Source organism: Myxococcus sp. SDU36 (assembly GCF_030168875.1).
In the GTDB taxonomy this organism is placed as follows: domain Bacteria; phylum Myxococcota; class Myxococcia; order Myxococcales; family Myxococcaceae; genus Myxococcus; species Myxococcus vastator.
Genome location: NZ_CP077414.1, coordinates 6,764,751 through 6,783,073 on the forward strand (window position 1 = coordinate 6,764,751; position 18,323 = coordinate 6,783,073).

Sequence of the window (18,323 nt, forward strand, 5' to 3'; positions counted from 1 at the left end):
GGTGTGTCGCGAGCAGGCGGGCTACTGCTGGCCTTCGGGGCTGTGCGTCTCCGTCTCCATGGGGCGGTCGTCTTCCATCATCCCGGAGCCACCGGTGCCGGCGTCGTAGCCGTCTTCCATCATCCCGGAGCCGCCCGTCCCCGCGTCCATGCCTTGAACCTCCTGGCCGGTGCCGCCGGTGCCGCCCATGTCGTCCATGGGGCGCGGCGCGGTGTCCTGGCCGCTGCCGCCCGTGCCCTCCATGCCCGGGGTGGTCGTCGTCCCCTGCTGGTCACGGTTCTGTTCCCTGCAGCCCGTGACGGACATCGCCACCGCCGCCGCGCCGAGCACCATCCACCGATTGAAAGCCTGCATCGCGTTTCCTCCCTGAGTAGCGACTGGCCCAAGGCTGGAGGCGACCTGCGCGTGTTTCACCCCGCCCTCTCGGCCGTTGCGCATGTCCGCCCGGGCCTCGGCCGGCCGGCCAGGGGCCCGCCGCGCTCGGTCCTGCAAGCCGTGCCGGAGACGGCGCCAGCCCTCAGTCCACGCGGCGGAGCACGAGCAGCCCGTACTCCAGGCCGCCATCCATCAACGCCTGCTGCAGGCGCAGGTGCGCGCGGCTGGATTCGCCGCGGCCTGCCTGAGCGAGCGCACGCAGGGGGTGCTGGGCGGGGTGTGCCGAAGCGCGCTCATGGACCATCAATTCCAGCGTCAGCGACCAGAAGCCCACCACGCGCGAGGACACGTCGTCGCGCACCTCCAACTCCAACCCCGCGGCGTGCGCGGCGGACAGGTATTCGTCGAGCGAGCCGATGCGCGTGCGCCAGTACCGGTCGAAGCCGGGGGCCAGCTCCGGACGGCGGAGGAAGCAGTCGGCGATGGCCAGCACGCCCCCGGGCTTCAGCAGCGTCCGCGTGCGGCGGAACCATTCGGCGCGCGGCAGGTAGCAGGCGCTCTCCACCGCCACCACCGCGTCGAAGGCCGTGCGGCGCGGAACGCAGAGGGCGTCACAGAGGATGGGGCGCACCTGCGCGCTCACGCCCGCGGCCTTGGCGAAGCCGCGCACCAGCGCGACATGCGAGGGCACGTTCGTCACCGCCGTCACGCGCGCCTGGTGCTCGGTGGCCCAGTACAGCGCGCCGCCGCCCAGGCCACAGCCGACGTCCAGCACCTCGCCGCCGTCCGGGAAGCGGCCCACGGCGCGCGCCAGCTCCACCAGCAGCGCTTCCTGCGCGGAGTGGACCGTGTCGCGCAGCACCGCCGAGGGCGCGCCGGGCGGCGGCACCACGTCCACCAGCCCGGAGTGATAGTGCACGCGCGGGCCGGGCCCGTAGCGCTGGAGCAGCCGCTCCGTCTTCGCCTCGTAGTACGCGCTCACCTCGTCGCGTCTCCACTCGGATGGCAACTCGGATGGCACGGCTTCGGCGCTCATGACTCCCCCTCTGGAAGCAGCGGTTCGATGCGGCGCAGCGCCGCGTCCAGGCAGCGCAGGTCCTGTTGGCGCAGCGCCTGCGCGGCGGCGCGCGCCCACGCCACCACCGCGTGACGGTCTGCTTCGGGCATGCGGGTGAAGCGCACGTCCCGCGTGCGGATGTCCTCCGCCACGTGCGCGGCCACGCCCAGCGCCCGGCCCGCCGCCGCCGCGCGCGGCTCCAGCACCGTGCCCGCCCACAACACGCGCAGGTACGCGGCCCACTGCTGGCCGGCGATGCCCTCCGCCACCTGACGGAACAACGGCGCCGTCCATTCGCTGGCGCGCACCTCCAGCGCCTGCGGGCCGGCGGCCACCGCCAGGGTGCGGACGGCTTCCTCCAGCACCGGGCCCGGCAGCCGCGCCTGCGCGCCGCACAGCGTGGCGAAGGCCAGGTTCTGGAGGATGAACTGCACGCACGGCCCCACGCGGATGGGCGGGTCGTGGTACGTGCACTCACCGTCGATGAGGTCGTCGGCGAGGTTGCCCGCGCTGAAGCTGAGGAAGAGCCCGGCGCCGCGCGCCAGCAGGGCCTCGCGCGGCAGCCCGGCCTCCGCGCCCGCCTCGTAGAAGAGGGACAGGGGGCCCGGCTGCGCCGCCTCCAGCGCCGCGAGCACGTCCCGCTCCGACACCTCCGGCAGGCCCAGCCGGCGAAGCGCGCGCAGCGACTCCTGGTACAGGGCTCCGCCGCTCATCGGTACTCCCTGGGAAGGACCATGCGGAGCACGGCGCCGCCCCCGGCCGCGTTCTGCCGGTGCAGCATGCCGCCGCTGGCGCGCAGCAGGCACTCGCTGGTGTAGAGGCCCAGGCCCGTCGCGTGGGGCTTGCTGGTGTACAGCGCCTCGGCGGGGCGGCTGAGCTGGCCGGGCGGGAAGCCGGGGCCGTCATCCGTGATGATGACCTCCAGGCGCCCGCTGAGCGGCTCCACGCGCGCGTGGATGTGGACCCGCGCCGCGCCTTCCTCGCCGTTTCCCTCACAGGCGTTGAGCACCAGGTTCTCCACCACGCGGCGCAGCGTGGGCGCGCCGCCGCGCATCAGGGCGAGCAGGGGGGGAGAAGGCTGCTCCACCTCCACCTGGATGTCCACGTCCGGGAAGCGCAGGCCCACGCTGGCCTGCACCGAGTCCAGCACCGGCGTCAGCTCCACGGGCTCCGGCTCCATGCCGGCATGGCGCCGCCCCTTGTTGCGGGCGTCCAGCATCATGTCTCGTATCTGCGTCAGGTTGTCGTTGAGCTGCCGGAGCAGGTCGTCGAACTCGGTGCGGCCGGGGCCCGGGCGGTGCGCGCCCACCACGGCCAGCATGTCCGCCGCGCTGCCCGCCGCCATGAGCGCGTTGTCGATGTCGTGGTGGTAGCCCAGGATTTCCGACAGCGCCTGCGACAGGCGGCCCACGTCGCGCTCCTGCTGCTCCAAGAGTTGCGCGTGCACGGCGGCGCGCAGGCGGTCCGCCTCCGCGCGCGCCCGGTCATGCTGCACGGCGAAGGTCCCCAGGTAGAGCTGGGCGGTGAGCGCGGCGGGACCGATGACGCCGAAGAGGGCCAGGTGCTCGTCGCTCCCGTGCAGGGGCAAGGCCAGCGCCAGGGCCAGCAAGGTCCCCAAGGCGAGGAAGGGCTGGCGTGGCGTCACCCGGTGCAGGCGGCCATGGAAGGCGGTGGCGAAGAGGAACAGCGAGGCCAGGACGGCGGCCCCTGGCGGCGCCGACAGCGCCATCAGCGCGGCCACGAAGAAGTGCATCGCCGCCACGCTGAAGATGAGCCACACCCAGCCCCAGGGCTCGATGCGGCGGCGTCGCCGGTGGGTGAGCGAGAACAGCACGCCGCTGGCCAGCATGGGCACGGCGCACAGCAGCGCCGTGCCGAAGTGGATGCCGAAGAAGCTCCGCGCGCCAGGGGCCCAGGCCGTCATGGCCAGCAGGCTCGGCACGAAGGCACAGAGCGCGAGCCACGCGCCCAGGCCCGAGGCGGCCAGCACCTCCGCGGCATCCTGGGCGCGCGTCCACCGCCGGAACGAGGACAGGAGGGCCTGTCGCCCGGCGGAGCGCGGACTCATACGGTGGCGGACAGGAGGTCACCCGCCGTACCCAGGCGGGTGGCCTCCTCGGTGGCGCGTTCGGCCCGGAGGTTCAGCTCGTTGACGAGGTCCGCGTTGCCGCGCTGGAGCAGCTGCACTGACACCTCGCCGCCCGCGAGCACGTGGTGGAGGGCCTCCAGGATGGGCCGCAGTGCGGGGTTGAGCGCGCGCGCACCCAGCGGGCCCTCCACCGCGCCCAGCTCATGACAGCGCGCCAGGTACGCCGTCAGCGCGCTGTCGCGGGGGGGGGCTCCGCGCGAGCCGTCGTGCGCTGGCCTGACGGCACGGCTTTTAGGCCGGGGTGTCGTGGGCGCGCCCGTGCGGGCATCCCAGCGCGGTGGGCACTCTCGTCGCGTGCGAAGTGGATGGATTCGGATTTCTCGGACTCTTGGCGTCATGCTGGCTCCCCCCCGGGGCCCCGCACAGTCGTTTCAACTCCGAGCAAAGCGAAGGCTGCCACGCGCCGTCAAACTCCCGGCCAGGCGAGTGTTGTCCAGCGTCTTCTCTTCACCCTTCGGGGCCGCCCGGTGGTACGGGATGGACAGCGGGCGCGGTGGAAGAGGTGCGCGGAATGTCTCGAGTCTTGACGAAGCCGGGGCCAGTCACCGTGGCGGTCCTGACGTTGCTCGTCGCGATGGCCTCCATCCAGGCGGGCGCGTCGCTGGCCAAGCAGGTCTTTCCCATGGTGGGCGCGGCGGGGGCCACGGCGCTTCGCGTGTTCTTCGCGGCGCTCATCCTGGCGGCGGTGTTCCGGCCCTGGCGGAAGCGGCTCACCCGCGAGGACTTGCGGGCCGTGGCCATCTACGGCGCGGCGCTGGGCGGGATGAACCTGACCTTCTACCTGGCGCTGGAGCGCATCCCGCTGGGCATCGCCGTCGCCATCGAGTTCACCGGGCCGCTCGCCCTGGCCATCTTCTCCACGCGCCGGGCGCTCGACTTCGTGTGGGCGCTGCTGGCCGTGGCCGGCATCCTGCTGATTCTGCCGCTGTCGGAGACGTCGCGGGCGCTGGACTGGGTGGGGGTCTGCTGGGCGCTGGTGGCCGCCACCTGCTGGGCGCTGTACATCCTCTTCGGTCAGCGGGCCGGAGGCGCCGTCCACGGCGGCACGGCGGCGTCGCTGGGCATGCTCACCGCGGCGCTGCTGGTCATGCCCTTCGGCGTGGCGCACGCGGGCATGAAGCTGCTGGACGTGTCGCTGCTGCCGGTCATCCTCTGCGTGGCCGTGCTGTCGAGCGCGCTGCCGTACTCGCTGGAGATGTATGCCCTCAAGGTGCTCCCCACGCGCACGTTCGGCATCCTGATGAGCCTGGAGCCGGCGCTGGCGGCGGTGTCCGGGCTGCTGCTGCTGAAGGAGCGGCTGTCGCTGGTGCAGTGGGCGGCCATCGGCTGCATCATCCTGGCGTCCGTGGGCAGCTCCGCGACGTCGCGCAGGCCCGCTGAGGCCGCCGCGGCCACGAGCTGACCGGAAGGCCCGGCGGCCCCGTTCTCCGGGGGTGGGCCTGTCTTCGGGCTCGCAATGGGGCCCGGCGCCGGGCTAGACGACGGCCTCATGCGTGACCGAATCCAGGCCGTGCTCCGCCAGCTTGCCCAGACGCCCGACATGGAGGCGCGCTGGCTCCACACCCTGTCCCTGATGGAGTTCATCGGGGCGCGGAAGATTTCGCGCACCGTGGCGGACCGGCACCCGACGCTGGAGGTGCTGGGGCACCTGGCCGACGAGACGCGCCACGCCTTCGCCTTCAAGCGCCTGTCCGCCGAGGTCGCCGGCGCGGAAATCACCGCGTTCCTCTGCCCGGAGGCCGCGGGCCGCTACTTCCAGGCGCTGGACCACGAGCTGGCCACCTGGGCGTCGTCCTTCACGGGCGCGCCGGACGTCTACCTGCACTACCTGCTCACGACGACGGCCATCGAGCGTCGCGCCATGGTGCTGTACCCGCTCTACAAGGCCGCGACCCGCCAGCCGGCCGTGCGCGAGGAGCTGGGGCGCGTCGTCACCGAGGAGCAGAGTCACCGGCGCACCATCGAGGACGCGTGTGTCGCGCGCCTCACCGCCGTGGGCGCCACGCTGGACGCCGCGCTGGCGCTGGAAGAGCGGCTCTTCGCGGTCTTCATCGGTGAGCTGGAGGCCACCGTGGCGCGGGAGTCGGGCGCGCAGGCCGCCTTCGCTCCGACGTCCGGGTGACTACAGCGCGTCGTCTTCGCCCCCGGGCGCGCCCGTGCCATGGGCGCCCGACAGGACGAGCGTGCCGTCCATCAGCTCCGCGCGCAGGTTGCGGGCCTTGCGCGCCCGCTTGCGGCTGAGCTCCACGCCCACCGAGTCCAGCCCCAGGGCGTTGGCCACAGCCAGCACGGTGCCGTGGCCACAGAAGGGGTCCACCACCGTGCGCGTGCGCGTGTGCTCCAGGATGAAGCGGCACGCGATGAGGCACGCCTCCACGCCCATGCCGCGCGTCCATGTCACCTCGCCCGCTTCGGGCAGGACGTCCGGCGTGGACTTCGCCATGTCCGCGCGGACGCCGCGCGAGAAGCACAGCATGTGGGAGTACGCGGGCCGCCCGAACGTCACCGTCCCAGGCGGCCGCCGGCACACCACCTTGTGCCAGAGCAGGTCGACGCCCGCCTCCTCGGCGGCGCGAGACACCAGGTAGCCCTTGTCCACCCAGGTGCCCTCTTCCTTCACGTCCGTCTGGTAGAAGATGGCCACGCCTTCGGGCGGCACGCGCGCCAGGATGAGCGCCGCGGCCCGGATGAACCAGGCCTTCCACTCCGCCAACGACAGGGACGGGAACTCGGACCCGTCCGGCAGGGACGCGATGGCCGAGCTGCCCTCCAGCACCGGCCGCGCCTCCAACCACACGAGTGCGTCTTCGCAGTACACCGTGCGCTTCGCTGCGCCCGTGGCGCCTGCCTGTTCGTCCGCCATGTGGCCAGGGAGTCTGCCAGAGCCGCGCGCACTCCGCGTCAGGCTGGAAAACACGCCGAAACCGTGGCTTGCTTGCGCTTCCCTAGATTTCTACAATCCTGGTTTATCTCGTTGTGAAGGAGAGACGGAATGCCCACGACTTCAGCGAAAGACGGGACTTCGCTCCACTACCGTGTCGTGGGTGAAGGTCCGCGCACGGTCATCCTGGTCCACGGCTGGATGGTGTCCGGCGCCGTCTGGGACGCGCTGGTGGAGCGCCTGGAGCTGACGGGGCTGCGGCTGGTGATTCCGGATATGCGGGGCTCCGGCCAGTCGGGCCGGCCGGACGGGGGCTTCAGCCTGGAGTCGCTGGCGAACGACGTGCTGGCCGTGGCGGACGCCGTGGACGCGCGGCGCTTCACGCTGGTGGGGCACAGCATGGGCGGCCAGTTGGTGAAGTGGGTGGCCGCGCAGGTGCCGGCGCGCGTGGAGGGGCTGGTGCTCCTCAACACGGTGCCCGCCGCGGGCCTGCCGCTGCCTCCGGATGCGGCGGGGCTGTTCCGCACGTCGGCGGAGAGCCTCGAGAAGAAGCAGACCATCCTCGGGCTCGCGTGCAAGCAGTTGTCGCCGGAGGCACTGGAGGCGTTGGTGAAGGACTCGATGGGCGTCAGCCCGGCGGCCATCGAGCACGTCTTCGACGCGTGGACGGCGGGTGGCTTCGCCGACAAGCTGGCCTCGATTACGGCGCCCACGCTGGTGTTGGCCACGGACGACGCCTTCCTGCCGGCCGCCTTCCTGCAGGAGGCGGTGGTGTCGAAGATTCGCGGCGCGCGCCTGTCGTACCTGCCCGGCCCCGGTCACTACCCACAGGTGGAGCGCCCGGCGGAGACGGCGGCGCTGGTGTCCGCCTTCCTCGCCGGCGCCCTACCGGCCTGAGCGCCCGCTTCGAGGAGGCAGCACGATGGCCTGGAACATGTCCTTCGAGTACGACGCGCAGAACGACGTCGTCACCGCGTACTTCACCGACTGTCTCCTGACGAATGAGGCGGACGTCCTTCGCTGGCGGAAGGAAGTCGAGGACCACCTCTCCAAGTATCCGTCCAAGGTGGACCTCCTCATCAACCTGGACGGGCTGGTGGTGAAGTTCACCGCCGGCCGCGTCTTCGGCAAGGAGCGCCGTGACGTGCTGGAGCGCTACACGCACCGCTCGTACCGCTTCGGTGGGGATGAGATGACGCGCATGTTCGTGCTCACCAGCGGCGCCATCAACGGCGCCGCCGTCAATCACTACGCGACCCGCGACGAAGCCCTGGCCGCGCTCCAGGCCGAGCGCGAGGCGCTGCGCAAGCGGGGCTTCTCTCCCTTCAGCGGTGGCTTCGTCGGCAGCAAGGTCTGAACCTTCGCGACCAGGGGCGAGGGCCGTCGAAGCGGCCCCCGTCCCCCTGCTTCATGAGCAGTGCGTCTGAATGCAGTTCCCGTCGCAGTCGTAGACGCATTGGACGGATGACCGGCAGGTCACCCGCCACACGGCATCGGGGTCCTGGCACGTGCCGTTGCTCCCCGCCCGCAGGCAGCCCCGCGTCTCGAGCGACTGGGAGTAGTAGTACGTTCCTTCATGGCACATCGCGGGATAGACGGTGCCAATGCCGCACCATCCGGACCGATAGACATACTCGCTTTCGGCGGAGGTGTAGAGGGTCTTCCGGCCGTAGGTCCCAGCCCGCGGGTCGCAACCGCGGGTGCACGTGGTTTGATTGAGGTAGATGCCATTGCAGAAGTCGGCGCACGCCGAAGAGCACCCCACGTCCGTCACCAGCCAGCCGCTCGGGCAGCCCGAGCCACAATGCGAGAACGTCTCGGTATTGGGGGCGCAGGTGACCTGATTGTAGGAGTAGGCGCCGCTGCACGAGCTGCCACAGGCGGCCGGATTGCAGAGCTGGCTCGTCACATGCTGCCCCGCGGGGCAGGTGGTGCCACAGAGGGTCAACTCCTGCGCGGCTTCGCCAGACTCGAGCTCGGTTCCAGACGCTGGAGACGCTTCATCCGCCGGGATGTTGCAGCCCCCGAGTACAAGCACGCCGCAGAGCGCGGTGGTCAGGGCCGAAAGTCTCATCATTCCTTGCATGGTCGAATTCCTCTCGCTGGGAGGGTGGGTTTGAGGGGGGTGAGGCGCGCTCGGCAGTTCACTTCCCAGACGGCGTCTGGGTCGCCGCAGGAGCCATTGCTCCCCACGGCGTGGCAGAAGAAGTTCGAGAGCAGGTGGGAGGAGTAGTACGAGCCGTCGACGCAGACGGCGGTGGGCAGTGAGGTGCACCAGTCCTCGCGGTTGGCTATGAAATACCACGAGTGAATATCTGGCATCCACCTGGCTGTCGTGGAGGTCGTGGGAGAGAGCCTCACACGCCCGCGAACCACTCGTAGCCGCGGTCTTCCCAGTAGCCGCCGGTGGGCTCGGGAAGGAAGTTTACCTTGGTGAGGTACTTCACCATCTTGTAGTCCAGCTTCACGCCCGAATAGAGGCGCAGGGGCGCGCCGTGTCCGGGCGTCAGCGGCTGACCGTTCATGCCGTAGGCCAGAATCGTCTGTGGATGGAAGGCGCTGGGCCGGTCCCAGGACGAAGAATAGCCCGCGTCGAACGAGCGCAGCTCCACGTAGCCCGCTCGGGAATCAGCGCCCGCGTAGTGGGCCAGCTCGCTCAGGCGCACGCCATGCCAGGACGCCACCGCGCTCCAGCCCACCACGCAGTGATGGCGGATGCGCAGGTCGGTGCGAGGCAGGCGCTGGAGGGCGTCCAGCGTCAGCACGCCGGGCCGCGCCCCCATGCGTCGCGCGGAGGACGGGCGCCTGGCCCGGGGGGCACCCGGCCAACCGGGCCGGGCTTTCAGCTCGCACGAAACCTTCAGGCTGTTTCGTGCAAGGTGCAACCCAGGGCAGGAAGGCCGGGGCCCAACCCCCTGGAATGACAGGGGCACCATGGGCGCTGGCCGGGCACGGCGGGTGCTCTTGGGGAGGGCACGACCATGCTCGTATCCCCACTGTCCTCCCTGCTGTCCTCCCTGCTGTTGTCCCAGGCTGCCGCGCCGGAGCCGTCCGCCGATTCCGAACCCCCGGGCCTGCTGTCCCGCCTGACGGTGGAGGGTGGGGTGGACGTGTATTACGCGCGCAACTTCAACCGCCCCTCTGACGGGGCCAGCTTCCTCCCTGGCACGGGCACCACCGCGAAGCGTGACAACGAGGTCTCCATCAACCTCGCCTCGCTGGGCGTGTCGCTGGCCCCCGAGCCCGTGGGCTTCACGCTGCTGCTGGGCTTCGGCACCGGCATCGAGGTGCTGTACCAGGCCGAGCCAGAGGGCGCCGCGACGGGCCCCGAGGTGTGGCGCCATCTCCAGCAGGCCACGGTGTCGTATGTGACGGGCCCGCTGACGCTGGAGGCGGGCGTCTATCCCAGCCACATCGGCCTGGAGTCGTTCCAGTCGCAGCTCAACTGGAACTACACGCGCTCGTGGATGGGCGAGCTGTCGCCCTACTACCAGTCCGGCCTCAAGGGCACCTGGGCCTTCAATGATGCGTGGAGCGCGCAGCTCCACCTGCTCAATGGCTGGCAGACGATTGGTGAGAACAACCGCGGCAAGGCGCTGGGCACCCAGGTGGCCTACGCGGGGCCGCGGCTGTCCGCCGCCTTCAACACCTTCGTAGGGGAGGAAGGCGACGGTGGTCTCCGCCTCTTCGTGGACGCCGTGGCCACCTGGAAGGTGACGCAGGCCTTCTCACTGGCGGCCACCGCCGACGTGGGCCGGCAGGCGCGTTCCGGACAGGACGCGGCCCCGTGGTACGCGGCGGGCCTCAACGCGCGCGTCCAGCTCGCGGAGCCGGTGGCCCTGGCGGCCCGCGTGGAGGCGTACCGAGACCTGGACGGTGTCACCTCCGGTGCGTCGCAGACGCTGGCGGGCGGCACGCTCACCCTGGAGGTGAAGCCCGCCGAACACCTGGTCCTCAAGCTGGAGGCGCGCCACGACACCTCCACCGCGGACGTCTTCACCGCACGCGCCACCGGCGTGGATGGCGCGCCCACGTTCAAGGACTCCGAGACGCTCGCCGTGCTCGGCGCCGTCGCCTGGTTCTGAACGGGAGCCCCACGCCATGGACCTTGTCCTCATCCTCGTCACCACCGCTTTCTTCGCGCTCGCGTGGGCCTACGTCCACGGCTGCGACCGCCTGTGAGGTTTTCCCGATGACCTTCGAATACGCCGCTGGCGCCGTCCTGTCCGTGCTGCTCGGCGCCTACCTCCTCTACGCGTTGCTCCGTCCGGAGCGCTTCTAGGCCCCCGCCATGTCCTTCATCGGTTGGTCGCAAATCCTGCTGTTCTTCGTCCTGGTGCTGGCGGTGACGAAGCCGCTGGGCGCCTGGCTCTTCCGCGTCCTCGAAGGAGACGCGCGCCCGCTACCCCGCGTGCTGGGGCCCGTGGAGCGCCTGCTGCTGCGCCTGTGTGGCGCGGCGGACCGGCGCGAACAGACGTGGGTGGCCTACGCGAGCTCGCTGCTGGCGTTCAGCCTCTTCTCCGTCCTCATCGTCTACGGCCTCCAGCGCGCGCAGCACCTGTTGCCGCTCAATCCCCAGGGGATGGCGGCGGTGGAGCCGGCGCTGGCGTTCAACACCGCCGTCAGCTTCACCACCAACACCAACTGGCAGGCGTATGGCGGGGAGTCCTCGCTCAGCTACTTCACGCAGATGGTGGGCCTGGCGTGGCAGAACTTCGTCTCCGCCGCCGCGGGCATCAGCGTGGCCCTGGCGCTGGCGCGCGGCTTCACCCGCCGGCCCGGCCCGGACGGACAGAAGACGCTGGGGAACTTCTGGGTGGATGTGATGAACGCCACCCTCTACGTGTTGCTGCCGCTGTGTCTGCTCTACGCGCTCTTCCTGGTGTCGCAGGGCGTGCTCCAGAGCTTCGCGCCCTACCTGCGGCTCACGACGCTGGAGGGCGCGAGCCAGACGCTGGCGCAGGGGCCGGTGGCCTCGCAGGAGGCCATCAAGATGCTGGGCACCAACGGCGGCGGGTTCTTCAACGCCAACAGCGCCCACCCCTTCGAGAACCCCACGCCCTTCACCAACCTGGTGCAGATGGTGTCCATCTTCTCCATCCCCGCGGCCCTCACGTACACCTACGGGAAGATGGCGGGTGACACCCGGCAGGGCTGGGCCCTGCTCGCGGCGATGTCCGTGCTCTTCCTCGCGGGCGTGGCGGCGGTGTACGCGGCGGAGGCCCAGGGCAACCCCGCCATCGCCGCCGCCGGGCAGGTGGCGCAGGCGGGGAACATGGAGGGCAAGGAGACGCGCTTCGGCATCACCGCCTCCGCGCTCTTCGCCGCCATCACCACCGCGGCCTCGTGCGGCGCGGTGATTGCCATGCACGACAGCTTCACGCCCCTGGGCGGCCTGGTGCCCCTGGTCAACATGCAGCTGGGCGAGGTCGTCTTCGGCGGTGTGGGCGCGGGCCTCTACGGCATCCTCGTCATGGTGGTGCTCAGCGTCTTCATCGCCGGGCTGATGGTGGGCCGCACGCCCGAGTACCTCGGCAAGAAAATCGAGGCGCGGGAGATGAAGCTCGCCATGTTGTACGTGCTCGTCTTTCCGCTCTTCACGCTGGGCTTCAGCGGGCTGGCGGCGGTGCTGCCGCAGGGCGTGTCCTCGCTCAACAACGGGGGGCCGCACGGCCTGTCGGAAATCCTCTATGCGTACACCAGCGGCGCGGCGAACAACGGCAGCGCCTTCGCGGGCCTCAACGCCGACACGCCCTTCTGGAACCTCACCCTGGCCATGGCGATGCTCGGCGGGCGCTTCCTGATGATGGTGCCCGCGCTGGCCATCGCCGGCTCCATGGTGGGCAAGAAGGTGTCGCCAGCGGGCCCGGGCACCTTCCCCACGCACGGCGTGCTCTTCACCGGTCTGCTGGTGAGCGTGATTGTCATCGTCGGCGCGCTCACGTTCTTCCCCGCCCTCTCGCTGGGTCCCATCGTCGAGCACTTCCTCGCCGGGGCCGGAAAGGTCTCCTGAGATGTCCTCGCCTGCTTCGAAGCCGGCGTCGCTGCTGGACGCCTCGCTGCTCAAGCCCGCGCTGGTGGACAGCCTGCGCAAGCTCCACCCGCGCGACGTGGCGCGCAACCCCGTCATGTTCGTGGTGTGGGCCGGGAGCCTGCTCACCACGCTGCTGGTGGTGAAGGACCTGGTGGCGCCGCGCCCGGAGGCCGCGCCGCTGGGCTTCACCGTGCAGGTCATGGTGTGGCTGTGGTTCACCGTGCTCTTCGCCAACTTCGCGGAGGCCATGGCGGAGGGGCGCGGCAAGGCCCAGGCCGGCGCCCTGCGGAAGCTGCGCAAGGACACCACCGCGCGCCGCTGGAAGGACGGCCGCGAGGAGCGCGTGTCCGCGCCGGACCTGCGCAAGGGCGACGAGGTGATTTGCGAGGCCGGAGACCTCATCCCCGGCGACGGCGAGGTGGTGGAGGGCATCGCCAGCGTGGACGAGTCCGCGGTGACGGGCGAGTCCGCCCCCGTCATCCGTGAGTCGGGCGGCGACCGCTCCGCGGTGACGGGTGGCACGAAGGTGCTCTCCGACCGCATCCGCGTGCGCATCTCCGCCAACCCCGGCGAGTCCTTCCTGGACCGGATGATTGGCCTGGTGGAAGGCGCGGCCCGGCAGAAGACGCCCAACGAGGTGGCGCTCCACATCCTGCTGGTGGGGCTCACCCTCATCTTCCTGCTGGCGTGCGTGACGCTGGTGCCGCTGGCGCTCTATTCGGGCGTGCCGCTGTCGGGCGCGGCGGTGGTGGCGCTGCTGGTGTGCCTCATCCCCACGACGATTGGCGGCCTGCTGAGCGCCATTGGCATCGCGGGCATGGACCGGTTGCTGCGCAAGAACGTGCTGGCCATGAGCGGCCGCGCGGTGGAGGCGACGGGTGACGTGGACACGCTGCTGCTCGACAAGACGGGGACCATCACCCTGGGCAACCGCATGGCCACGGAGCTGCTCCCCATGCCGGGCGTGCGGATGGAGGAGCTGGCGGAGGCCGCGCAGCTCGCCAGCCTCGCGGACGAGACGCCGGAGGGGCGCTCCATCGTCACGCTGGTGAAGGACACGTACAAGATGCGCCCCCGCGAGCTCCAGGCGCACCACGCCACCTTCGTGCCCTTCACCGCGCAGACGCGCATGAGCGGCTGCGACCTGGTGGACCCGCACCCACGCGGCATTCGCAAGGGCGCGGTGGACGCCATCGTCACGCACGTGAAGTCCCAGGGTGGCGCGGTGCCGGACGCGCTGGCCCAGGTGTCTGGCTGCATCGGTGACGCGGGCGGCACGCCGCTGGCGGTGGCGGACGGCGCGCGGCTGCTGGGCATCATCCACCTGAAGGACGTGGTGAAGGGCGGCATCAAGGAGCGCTTCGACCGCTTCCGCGCCATGGGCATCCGCACGGTGATGATTACGGGTGACAACCCGCGCACCGCGGCGGCGATTGCCCGCGAGGCGGGCGTGGATGACTTCCTGGCCGAGGCCACCCCCGAGGCCAAGCTGGCCCTCATCCGCACCGAGCAGGGCCGCGGCAAGTTGGTGGCCATGACGGGCGACGGCACCAACGACGCCCCCGCGCTGGCGCAGGCGGACGTGGGCGTGGCGATGAACACTGGCACCCAGGCGGCGAAGGAGGCCGGCAACATGGTGGACCTGGACTCCAACCCCACCAAGCTGCTGGAGGTGGTGGAGGTGGGCAAGCAGTTGCTGATGACGCGCGGCACGCTGACGACCTTCTCCATCGCCAACGACGTGGCGAAGTACTTCGCCATCCTCCCGGCGCTCTTCATGGGCGTCTTTCCCCAGATTGCGCCGCTCAACGTGATGGGGCTGACCTCGCCGTTCAGCGCGGTGCTGTCGGCCGTCATCTTCAACGCGCTCATCATCATCCTGCTCATCCCCCTGGCGCTGAAGGGCGTCCGCTACCGCCCGCTGGGCGCGGAGGCACTGCTGCGGCGCAGCCTGCTCCTGTACGGCGTGGGCGGCGTCATCGTCCCCTTCGTGGGCATCAAGGTCATCGACGTGCTGCTCGGCGCCGCGGGTCTGGCGTGAAAGGACGCATCCCCATGTTCTCCACACTCCTCACGGCCCTGCGCGCGTGCGTCGTCACGCTGGTGCTCACGGGCCTGCTGTACCCGCTGGCCGTCACCGGGCTGGCGCAGCTCCTCTTTCCGGGGGAGGCCAACGGCTCGCTGGTGACGGACGACCGCGGCCGGGTGGTGGGCAGCGCGCTCATCGGCCAGGGCTTCACCCGGGCGGAGTACTTCCATCCGCGTCCCTCCGCCGCGGGCGCGGGCTATGACGGCGCGGCGTCCTCGGGCAGCAACCTGGGGCCCACGTCGCTGAAGCTGAAGGCGCGCGCGGCGGCCGAGCTGGAGCGCCTGCGCCGGGAGAATCCGGAGGCCCCCGGGCCCGTGCCCGCCGAGCTGGTGACGACGTCCGCGTCGGGACTGGACCCGCACCTGTCGCCGGAGGCGGCGCGCTGGCAGGCGGCGCGGGTGGCCCGGGCCCGGGGGGTGGCGCCGGAGCGGGTGCTGGCCGTGGTGGACGCGCTGGTGGAGGGGCGGACCTTCGGCGTGCTGGGCGAGCCGCGCGTCAACGTCCTGCTGTTGAACCTGGCGCTGGACCGGCGCTTCGGCCCGGGGGTGGGGGACGGCGGGCCGCGGCCGGGCCGTGGCGTGCCCTGAACACCGCTGCGTGCAGGCACGCATTCACCCCGTGAGCTTCGCCGGGCGCGAGGGCATCCTCCGCCCGGCGTCCCACGGGATGGGGAGAGGATGACGATGACGCGGCGCTCACGCGCGGAGGACTTCCTGGAGCTGGTGGAGCGGGGCCGGCGCGGCCGGCTCAAGCTCTACATCGGCTTCGCGGCTGGAGTGGGGAAGACGTACCGGATGCTGGAGGAGGCCCACGCGCTGAAGCGGCGCGGCGTGGACGTGGTGCTGGGCTTCGTGGAGCCGCACGACCGCGCGGACACGCAGGCGCTGGTGGAGGGCCTGGAGGTGGTGCCGCGCAAGCAGTACACCTACCGCGACGTCACCGTGGAGGAGATGGACCTGGACGCGGTGCTCGCGCGCAAGCCGCAGGTGGTGGTGGTGGACGAGCTGGCCCACACCAACCTGCCGGTGTGCCGTCACCGCAAGCGCTACCAGGACGTGCAGGCGTTGCTGGAGGCGGGCATCAACGTCATCGGGGCCTTCAACGTCCAGCACCTGGAGAGCCTCAACGATTTGGTGGGGCGCGCCACCGGCGTCACCGTGCGCGAGACGCTGCCCGACAGCTTCCTCAAGGCCGCCGACCAGGTGGTGAACCTGGACCTGGCGGTGGAGGACCTGCACGAGCGGCTCCGGACGGGGAAGATTTACGCGAACGACAAGGTGCCCCAGGCGCTGGAGCGCTTCTTCAAGGCGGAGAACCTGGCCACGCTGCGCGAGCTGGCGCTGCGGGAGGTGGCGGAGAGCCTGGACCGCGCCACCGCGAGGCCACCTCCGGGGGAGGGAGATGAAGGCTCGCAGCGGGGCGCGGCGTGGGGCCGGGTGCTGGTGGCGCTGTCGAGCTATCCCCGGCACGCGGCGACGCTGCTGCGCCGGGGCTCGCGGATGGCGGGCCGGCTGAACACGGACTGGTTCGTCGTGTACGTGGAGACACCGCGCGAGGCGCCGCACCTCATCGACTCGGAGGCGCAGCGGCACCTGTTGACGAACATCGAGAAGGCGAAGGAGTTGGGCGCGGAGGTGGTGCGCCTGAGGGCGCGAGACCCGGTGGAGGGCATCCTGGACTTCGCACGCTCGCACGGGGTGGGGCACATCATCGTCGGCCGCTCGCATCAGCCGTGGTGGAAGCAGCGGCTGGGGCGCGCGGTGGACGTGCGGTTGATGCGCGAGGGCCGGGGCTTCGACATCCACGTGGTGGCCTTCGAGCCGCGGGAGGAGGGACGCCGCCCATGACGCTGCGAGCCCGGTTGTTGCTGGCCCAGGCGCCCCTGGCCCTGGCGCTGTTGCTGGTGGGCGTGGTGGCCGTGGTGACGTTGTCCCGGCTGGGGCGCGCTGGGCCGCGGGTGCTTCAGGACAACTACCGCAGCGTGCTGGCCGCGCAGGAGATGATGGCGCAGCTGGAGCGCATGGACAGCGGGGCGCTCTTCATCATCGCGGGCGAGCGGCAGCGCGGGCTGGGGCAGCAGGCGGCGCAGCGCGAGCGCGTGGAGTCGCGGCTGCGGGTGCAGGAGGGCAACGTCACCGAGCCCGCCGAGGACGCGGCGACGCTCCGGCTGCGCCTGGCCTGGCGGCGTTACCTGGAACGCTATGACGGGTTCCTCGCCCAGCCCTCGCCCGAGGGCGCGCGGGCGGCGTACTTCGGTGGGCTCGAGCCGGCCTTCCAGACGGTGATGGGCGCGGCCCGAGCCATCCTGGACCTGAACCAGGACGCCATGGTGCGCAAGAGCGAGGCGTTGCAGCGGCAGAGCGCGCGGGTGAACACGGTGATGGTGACGGCGGTGCTGGTGGCCTTCGTGGTGGGGTTGCTCGCCTCGCAGTCGCTGACGCACCGGGCGCTCCGGCCGGTGTCGGTGCTGTCGCAGGCGGTGCGGCGCCTGGGTGAAGGCGACTACGCGGCGCGCGCGGTGGTGGAGGGGCAGGACGAAGTCGCGCGGGTGGGGCGGGAGTTCAACGCCATGGCGGAGGCGCTCCAGCACTACCGGCGCAGCAGCCTGGGCGAGCTGCTCCAGGCGCAGGCGGCGTCCCAGGCGGCCATCGACAGCTTGCCGGACCCGGTGGTGGTGTTCGGCGCGGACGGCGAGTTGCTCAACGTCAACCGCGCGGCGGAAGAGGTGCTGCGGCTGTCGCTGGAGGCGGGCGGGGACATGCTGGGGCGGGTGGTGCCGGAGGCGCGCGCCGTCCTGGAGCGGGTCCGCGAGCATGTGCTGACGGGGCGAGGGGCCTATCAGCCGCGCGGGTACGAAGAGGCGGTGCGGGCGCCGCTGCCGGAGGGCGACGGGTGGCTGCTGGCCCGGGGCAGCCCGGTGTACGGCGAGACAGGGGAGGTGGTGGGGGCCACGGTGATTCTCCAGGACGTGACGCGGCTGCGGCGCTTCGACGAGCTGAAGAACGACCTGGTGGCCACGGTGGCGCACGAGTTCCGCACGCCGCTCACGTCCCTGCGCATGGCGCTGCACCTGGTGACGGAGGGGGTGGTGGGGCCGGTGACGGAGAAGCAGGCGGACCTGCTGTTCGCGGCGCGCGAGGACTGCGAGCGGCTGCAGGGCATCGTGGATGACCTGCTGGACCTGTCGCGCATCCAGGCGGGGCAGCTTCAGTTGGAGCTTCGCCGGGTGCCGGCGGAGGCGTTGGTGGACGCGGCGCTGGAGGCGCAGCGCGCGGCGGCGGAGGAGCGCGGGGTGCGGCTGTCGAGGCAGGTGGGGTTGGACGTGGAGCCGGTGGACGTGGACCCGGACCGGCTGGGGTTGGTGCTGGGGAACCTGGTGGGCAACGCGGTGAAGCACACGCCCATGGGCGGCGAGGTGGAGGTGCGCGTGTCGCGGGAAGCGCGCGGGGTTCGCTTCGAGGTGCGGGACACGGGGGAGGGGATTGCCGTGGAGCAGCAGGCGCGCATCTTCGAGAAGTTCTACCGGGCGCCCGGCGCGCCAGCGGGGGGCGCGGGGCTGGGCCTGTCGATTGCGAAGGACATCGTACAGGCGCACGGCGGGGACATCGGCGTGGTGAGCGCGCCCGGCCAGGGCAGCACGTTCTGGTTCACGCTGCCCCGGCGGGAGGAGCCCGGGCCGGAGCGTGCGTGAGGGACTGGAGGACAACCCACAGGGTGCGTCAGAGGCCTTATGTACGG

General features: G+C 71.3%; 18 protein-coding genes and 1 pseudogene. 11 read left to right on the forward strand and 8 right to left on the reverse strand.

All coding sequences use genetic code 11. The features are described 5' to 3' along the window. Nucleotides 1-21: 21 nt before the first annotated feature. From KGD87_RS27475 to KGD87_RS27495, 5 genes are all read right to left on the reverse strand, one after another. Nucleotides 22-354 (reverse strand): hypothetical protein, encoded by a 333-nt coding sequence (locus KGD87_RS27475; RefSeq protein WP_284663814.1) that lies wholly within the window; start codon nt 352-354, stop codon nt 22-24. A 163-nt stretch (nt 355-517) separates the two neighbouring features. After that, nucleotides 518-1,411 carry an SAM-dependent methyltransferase gene (locus KGD87_RS27480; protein ID WP_284663816.1) on the reverse strand — a complete coding sequence of 298 codons (894 nt, stop codon included), beginning with the start codon at nt 1,409-1,411 and terminating at the stop codon, nt 518-520. Next, nucleotides 1,408-2,145 (reverse strand): hypothetical protein, encoded by a 738-nt coding sequence (locus tag KGD87_RS27485; RefSeq protein ID WP_284663817.1) that lies wholly within the window; start codon nt 2,143-2,145, stop codon nt 1,408-1,410. Before KGD87_RS27485 ends, KGD87_RS27480 begins: the two co-directional genes overlap by 4 nt. Next, the gene (locus tag KGD87_RS27490) at nt 2,142-3,500 is read right to left on the reverse strand and encodes a sensor histidine kinase (RefSeq protein WP_284663819.1); all 1,359 of its coding nucleotides are present in this window, start codon (nt 3,498-3,500) and stop codon (nt 2,142-2,144) included. The genes KGD87_RS27485 and KGD87_RS27490 overlap by 4 nt, the downstream gene beginning before the upstream one ends. Then, nucleotides 3,497-3,712, reverse strand: a complete 216-nt coding sequence (locus KGD87_RS27495) for a hypothetical protein (protein WP_284663820.1) — start codon at nt 3,710-3,712, stop codon at nt 3,497-3,499. The genes KGD87_RS27490 and KGD87_RS27495 overlap by 4 nt, the downstream gene beginning before the upstream one ends. 380 nt (nt 3,713-4,092) lie before the next feature. Here KGD87_RS27495 and KGD87_RS27500 point away from each other — a divergent pair, with 380 nt between their 5' ends. After that, complete coding sequence (locus tag KGD87_RS27500) at nt 4,093-4,983, forward strand: EamA family transporter (protein WP_284663822.1); 891 nt, start codon at nt 4,093-4,095, stop codon at nt 4,981-4,983. A gap of 87 nt (nt 4,984-5,070) precedes the next feature. Then, the gene (locus tag KGD87_RS27505) at nt 5,071-5,703 is read left to right on the forward strand and encodes a hypothetical protein (RefSeq protein WP_284663823.1); all 633 of its coding nucleotides are present in this window, start codon (nt 5,071-5,073) and stop codon (nt 5,701-5,703) included. Here KGD87_RS27505 and KGD87_RS27510 read toward each other — a convergent pair whose 3' ends face one another. Continuing rightward, nucleotides 5,704-6,444, reverse strand: a complete 741-nt coding sequence (locus KGD87_RS27510; RefSeq protein WP_284663826.1) for a DNA methyltransferase — start codon at nt 6,442-6,444, stop codon at nt 5,704-5,706. Nucleotides 6,445-6,573: 129 nt separating this feature from the next. On the opposite strand from KGD87_RS27510, the gene KGD87_RS27515 reads away from it, so the two are divergent. Beyond that, nucleotides 6,574-7,359, forward strand: coding sequence for an alpha/beta fold hydrolase (locus KGD87_RS27515; protein ID WP_284663828.1), 786 nt, complete (start codon nt 6,574-6,576; stop codon nt 7,357-7,359). Nucleotides 7,360-7,384: 25 nt separating this feature from the next. After that, a complete protein-coding gene (locus KGD87_RS27520; protein WP_284663830.1) occupies nt 7,385-7,819 on the forward strand; it encodes a hypothetical protein in 435 nt (144 codons plus the stop codon). Between the two features lie 51 nt (nt 7,820-7,870). On the opposite strand, the gene KGD87_RS27525 is transcribed toward KGD87_RS27520, so the two are convergent. Continuing rightward, the gene (locus tag KGD87_RS27525) at nt 7,871-8,548 is read right to left on the reverse strand and encodes a hypothetical protein (protein ID WP_284663831.1); all 678 of its coding nucleotides are present in this window, start codon (nt 8,546-8,548) and stop codon (nt 7,871-7,873) included. 271 nt (nt 8,549-8,819) lie between these two features. Then, nucleotides 8,820-9,239 (reverse strand): annotated as a pseudogene (locus KGD87_RS27530) (molybdopterin-dependent oxidoreductase); the annotation flags it as partial. A 204-nt stretch (nt 9,240-9,443) separates the two neighbouring features. Here KGD87_RS27530 and KGD87_RS27535 point away from each other — a divergent pair. The 7 genes from KGD87_RS27535 (at nt 9,444) to KGD87_RS27565 (ending at nt 18,276) form a co-directional block, all read left to right on the forward strand. Continuing rightward, nucleotides 9,444-10,547 carry a porin gene (locus KGD87_RS27535; RefSeq protein WP_284663835.1) on the forward strand — a complete coding sequence of 368 codons (1,104 nt, stop codon included), beginning with the start codon at nt 9,444-9,446 and terminating at the stop codon, nt 10,545-10,547. Between the two features lie 107 nt (nt 10,548-10,654). Then, entirely contained in the window at nt 10,655-10,744 is a 90-nt protein-coding gene (gene kdpF, locus KGD87_RS27540) for a K(+)-transporting ATPase subunit F (protein WP_163778980.1), read from the forward strand. Nucleotides 10,745-10,753: 9 nt separating this feature from the next. Beyond that, nucleotides 10,754-12,475 (forward strand): potassium-transporting ATPase subunit KdpA, encoded by a 1,722-nt coding sequence (gene kdpA / locus KGD87_RS27545; protein WP_284663837.1) that lies wholly within the window; start codon nt 10,754-10,756, stop codon nt 12,473-12,475. A gap of 1 nt (nt 12,476) precedes the next feature. After that, entirely contained in the window at nt 12,477-14,537 is a 2,061-nt protein-coding gene (kdpB, locus tag KGD87_RS27550; RefSeq protein ID WP_284663839.1) for a potassium-transporting ATPase subunit KdpB, read from the forward strand. Nucleotides 14,538-14,551: 14 nt separating this feature from the next. Continuing rightward, nucleotides 14,552-15,172: a potassium-transporting ATPase subunit KdpC gene (gene kdpC / locus KGD87_RS27555; protein WP_284663841.1), complete on the forward strand. Its 621-nt coding sequence runs from the start codon at nt 14,552-14,554 to the stop codon at nt 15,170-15,172. A gap of 90 nt (nt 15,173-15,262) precedes the next feature. Continuing rightward, on the forward strand, nt 15,263-16,432 hold the full coding sequence (locus tag KGD87_RS27560; RefSeq protein WP_284663843.1) for a sensor protein KdpD: 1,170 nt from the start codon (nt 15,263-15,265) through the stop codon (nt 16,430-16,432). Continuing rightward, nucleotides 16,429-18,276 (forward strand): HAMP domain-containing sensor histidine kinase, encoded by a 1,848-nt coding sequence (locus KGD87_RS27565; RefSeq protein ID WP_284663845.1) that lies wholly within the window; start codon nt 16,429-16,431, stop codon nt 18,274-18,276. Before KGD87_RS27560 ends, KGD87_RS27565 begins: the two co-directional genes overlap by 4 nt. Nucleotides 18,277-18,323 lie beyond the last annotated feature (47 nt).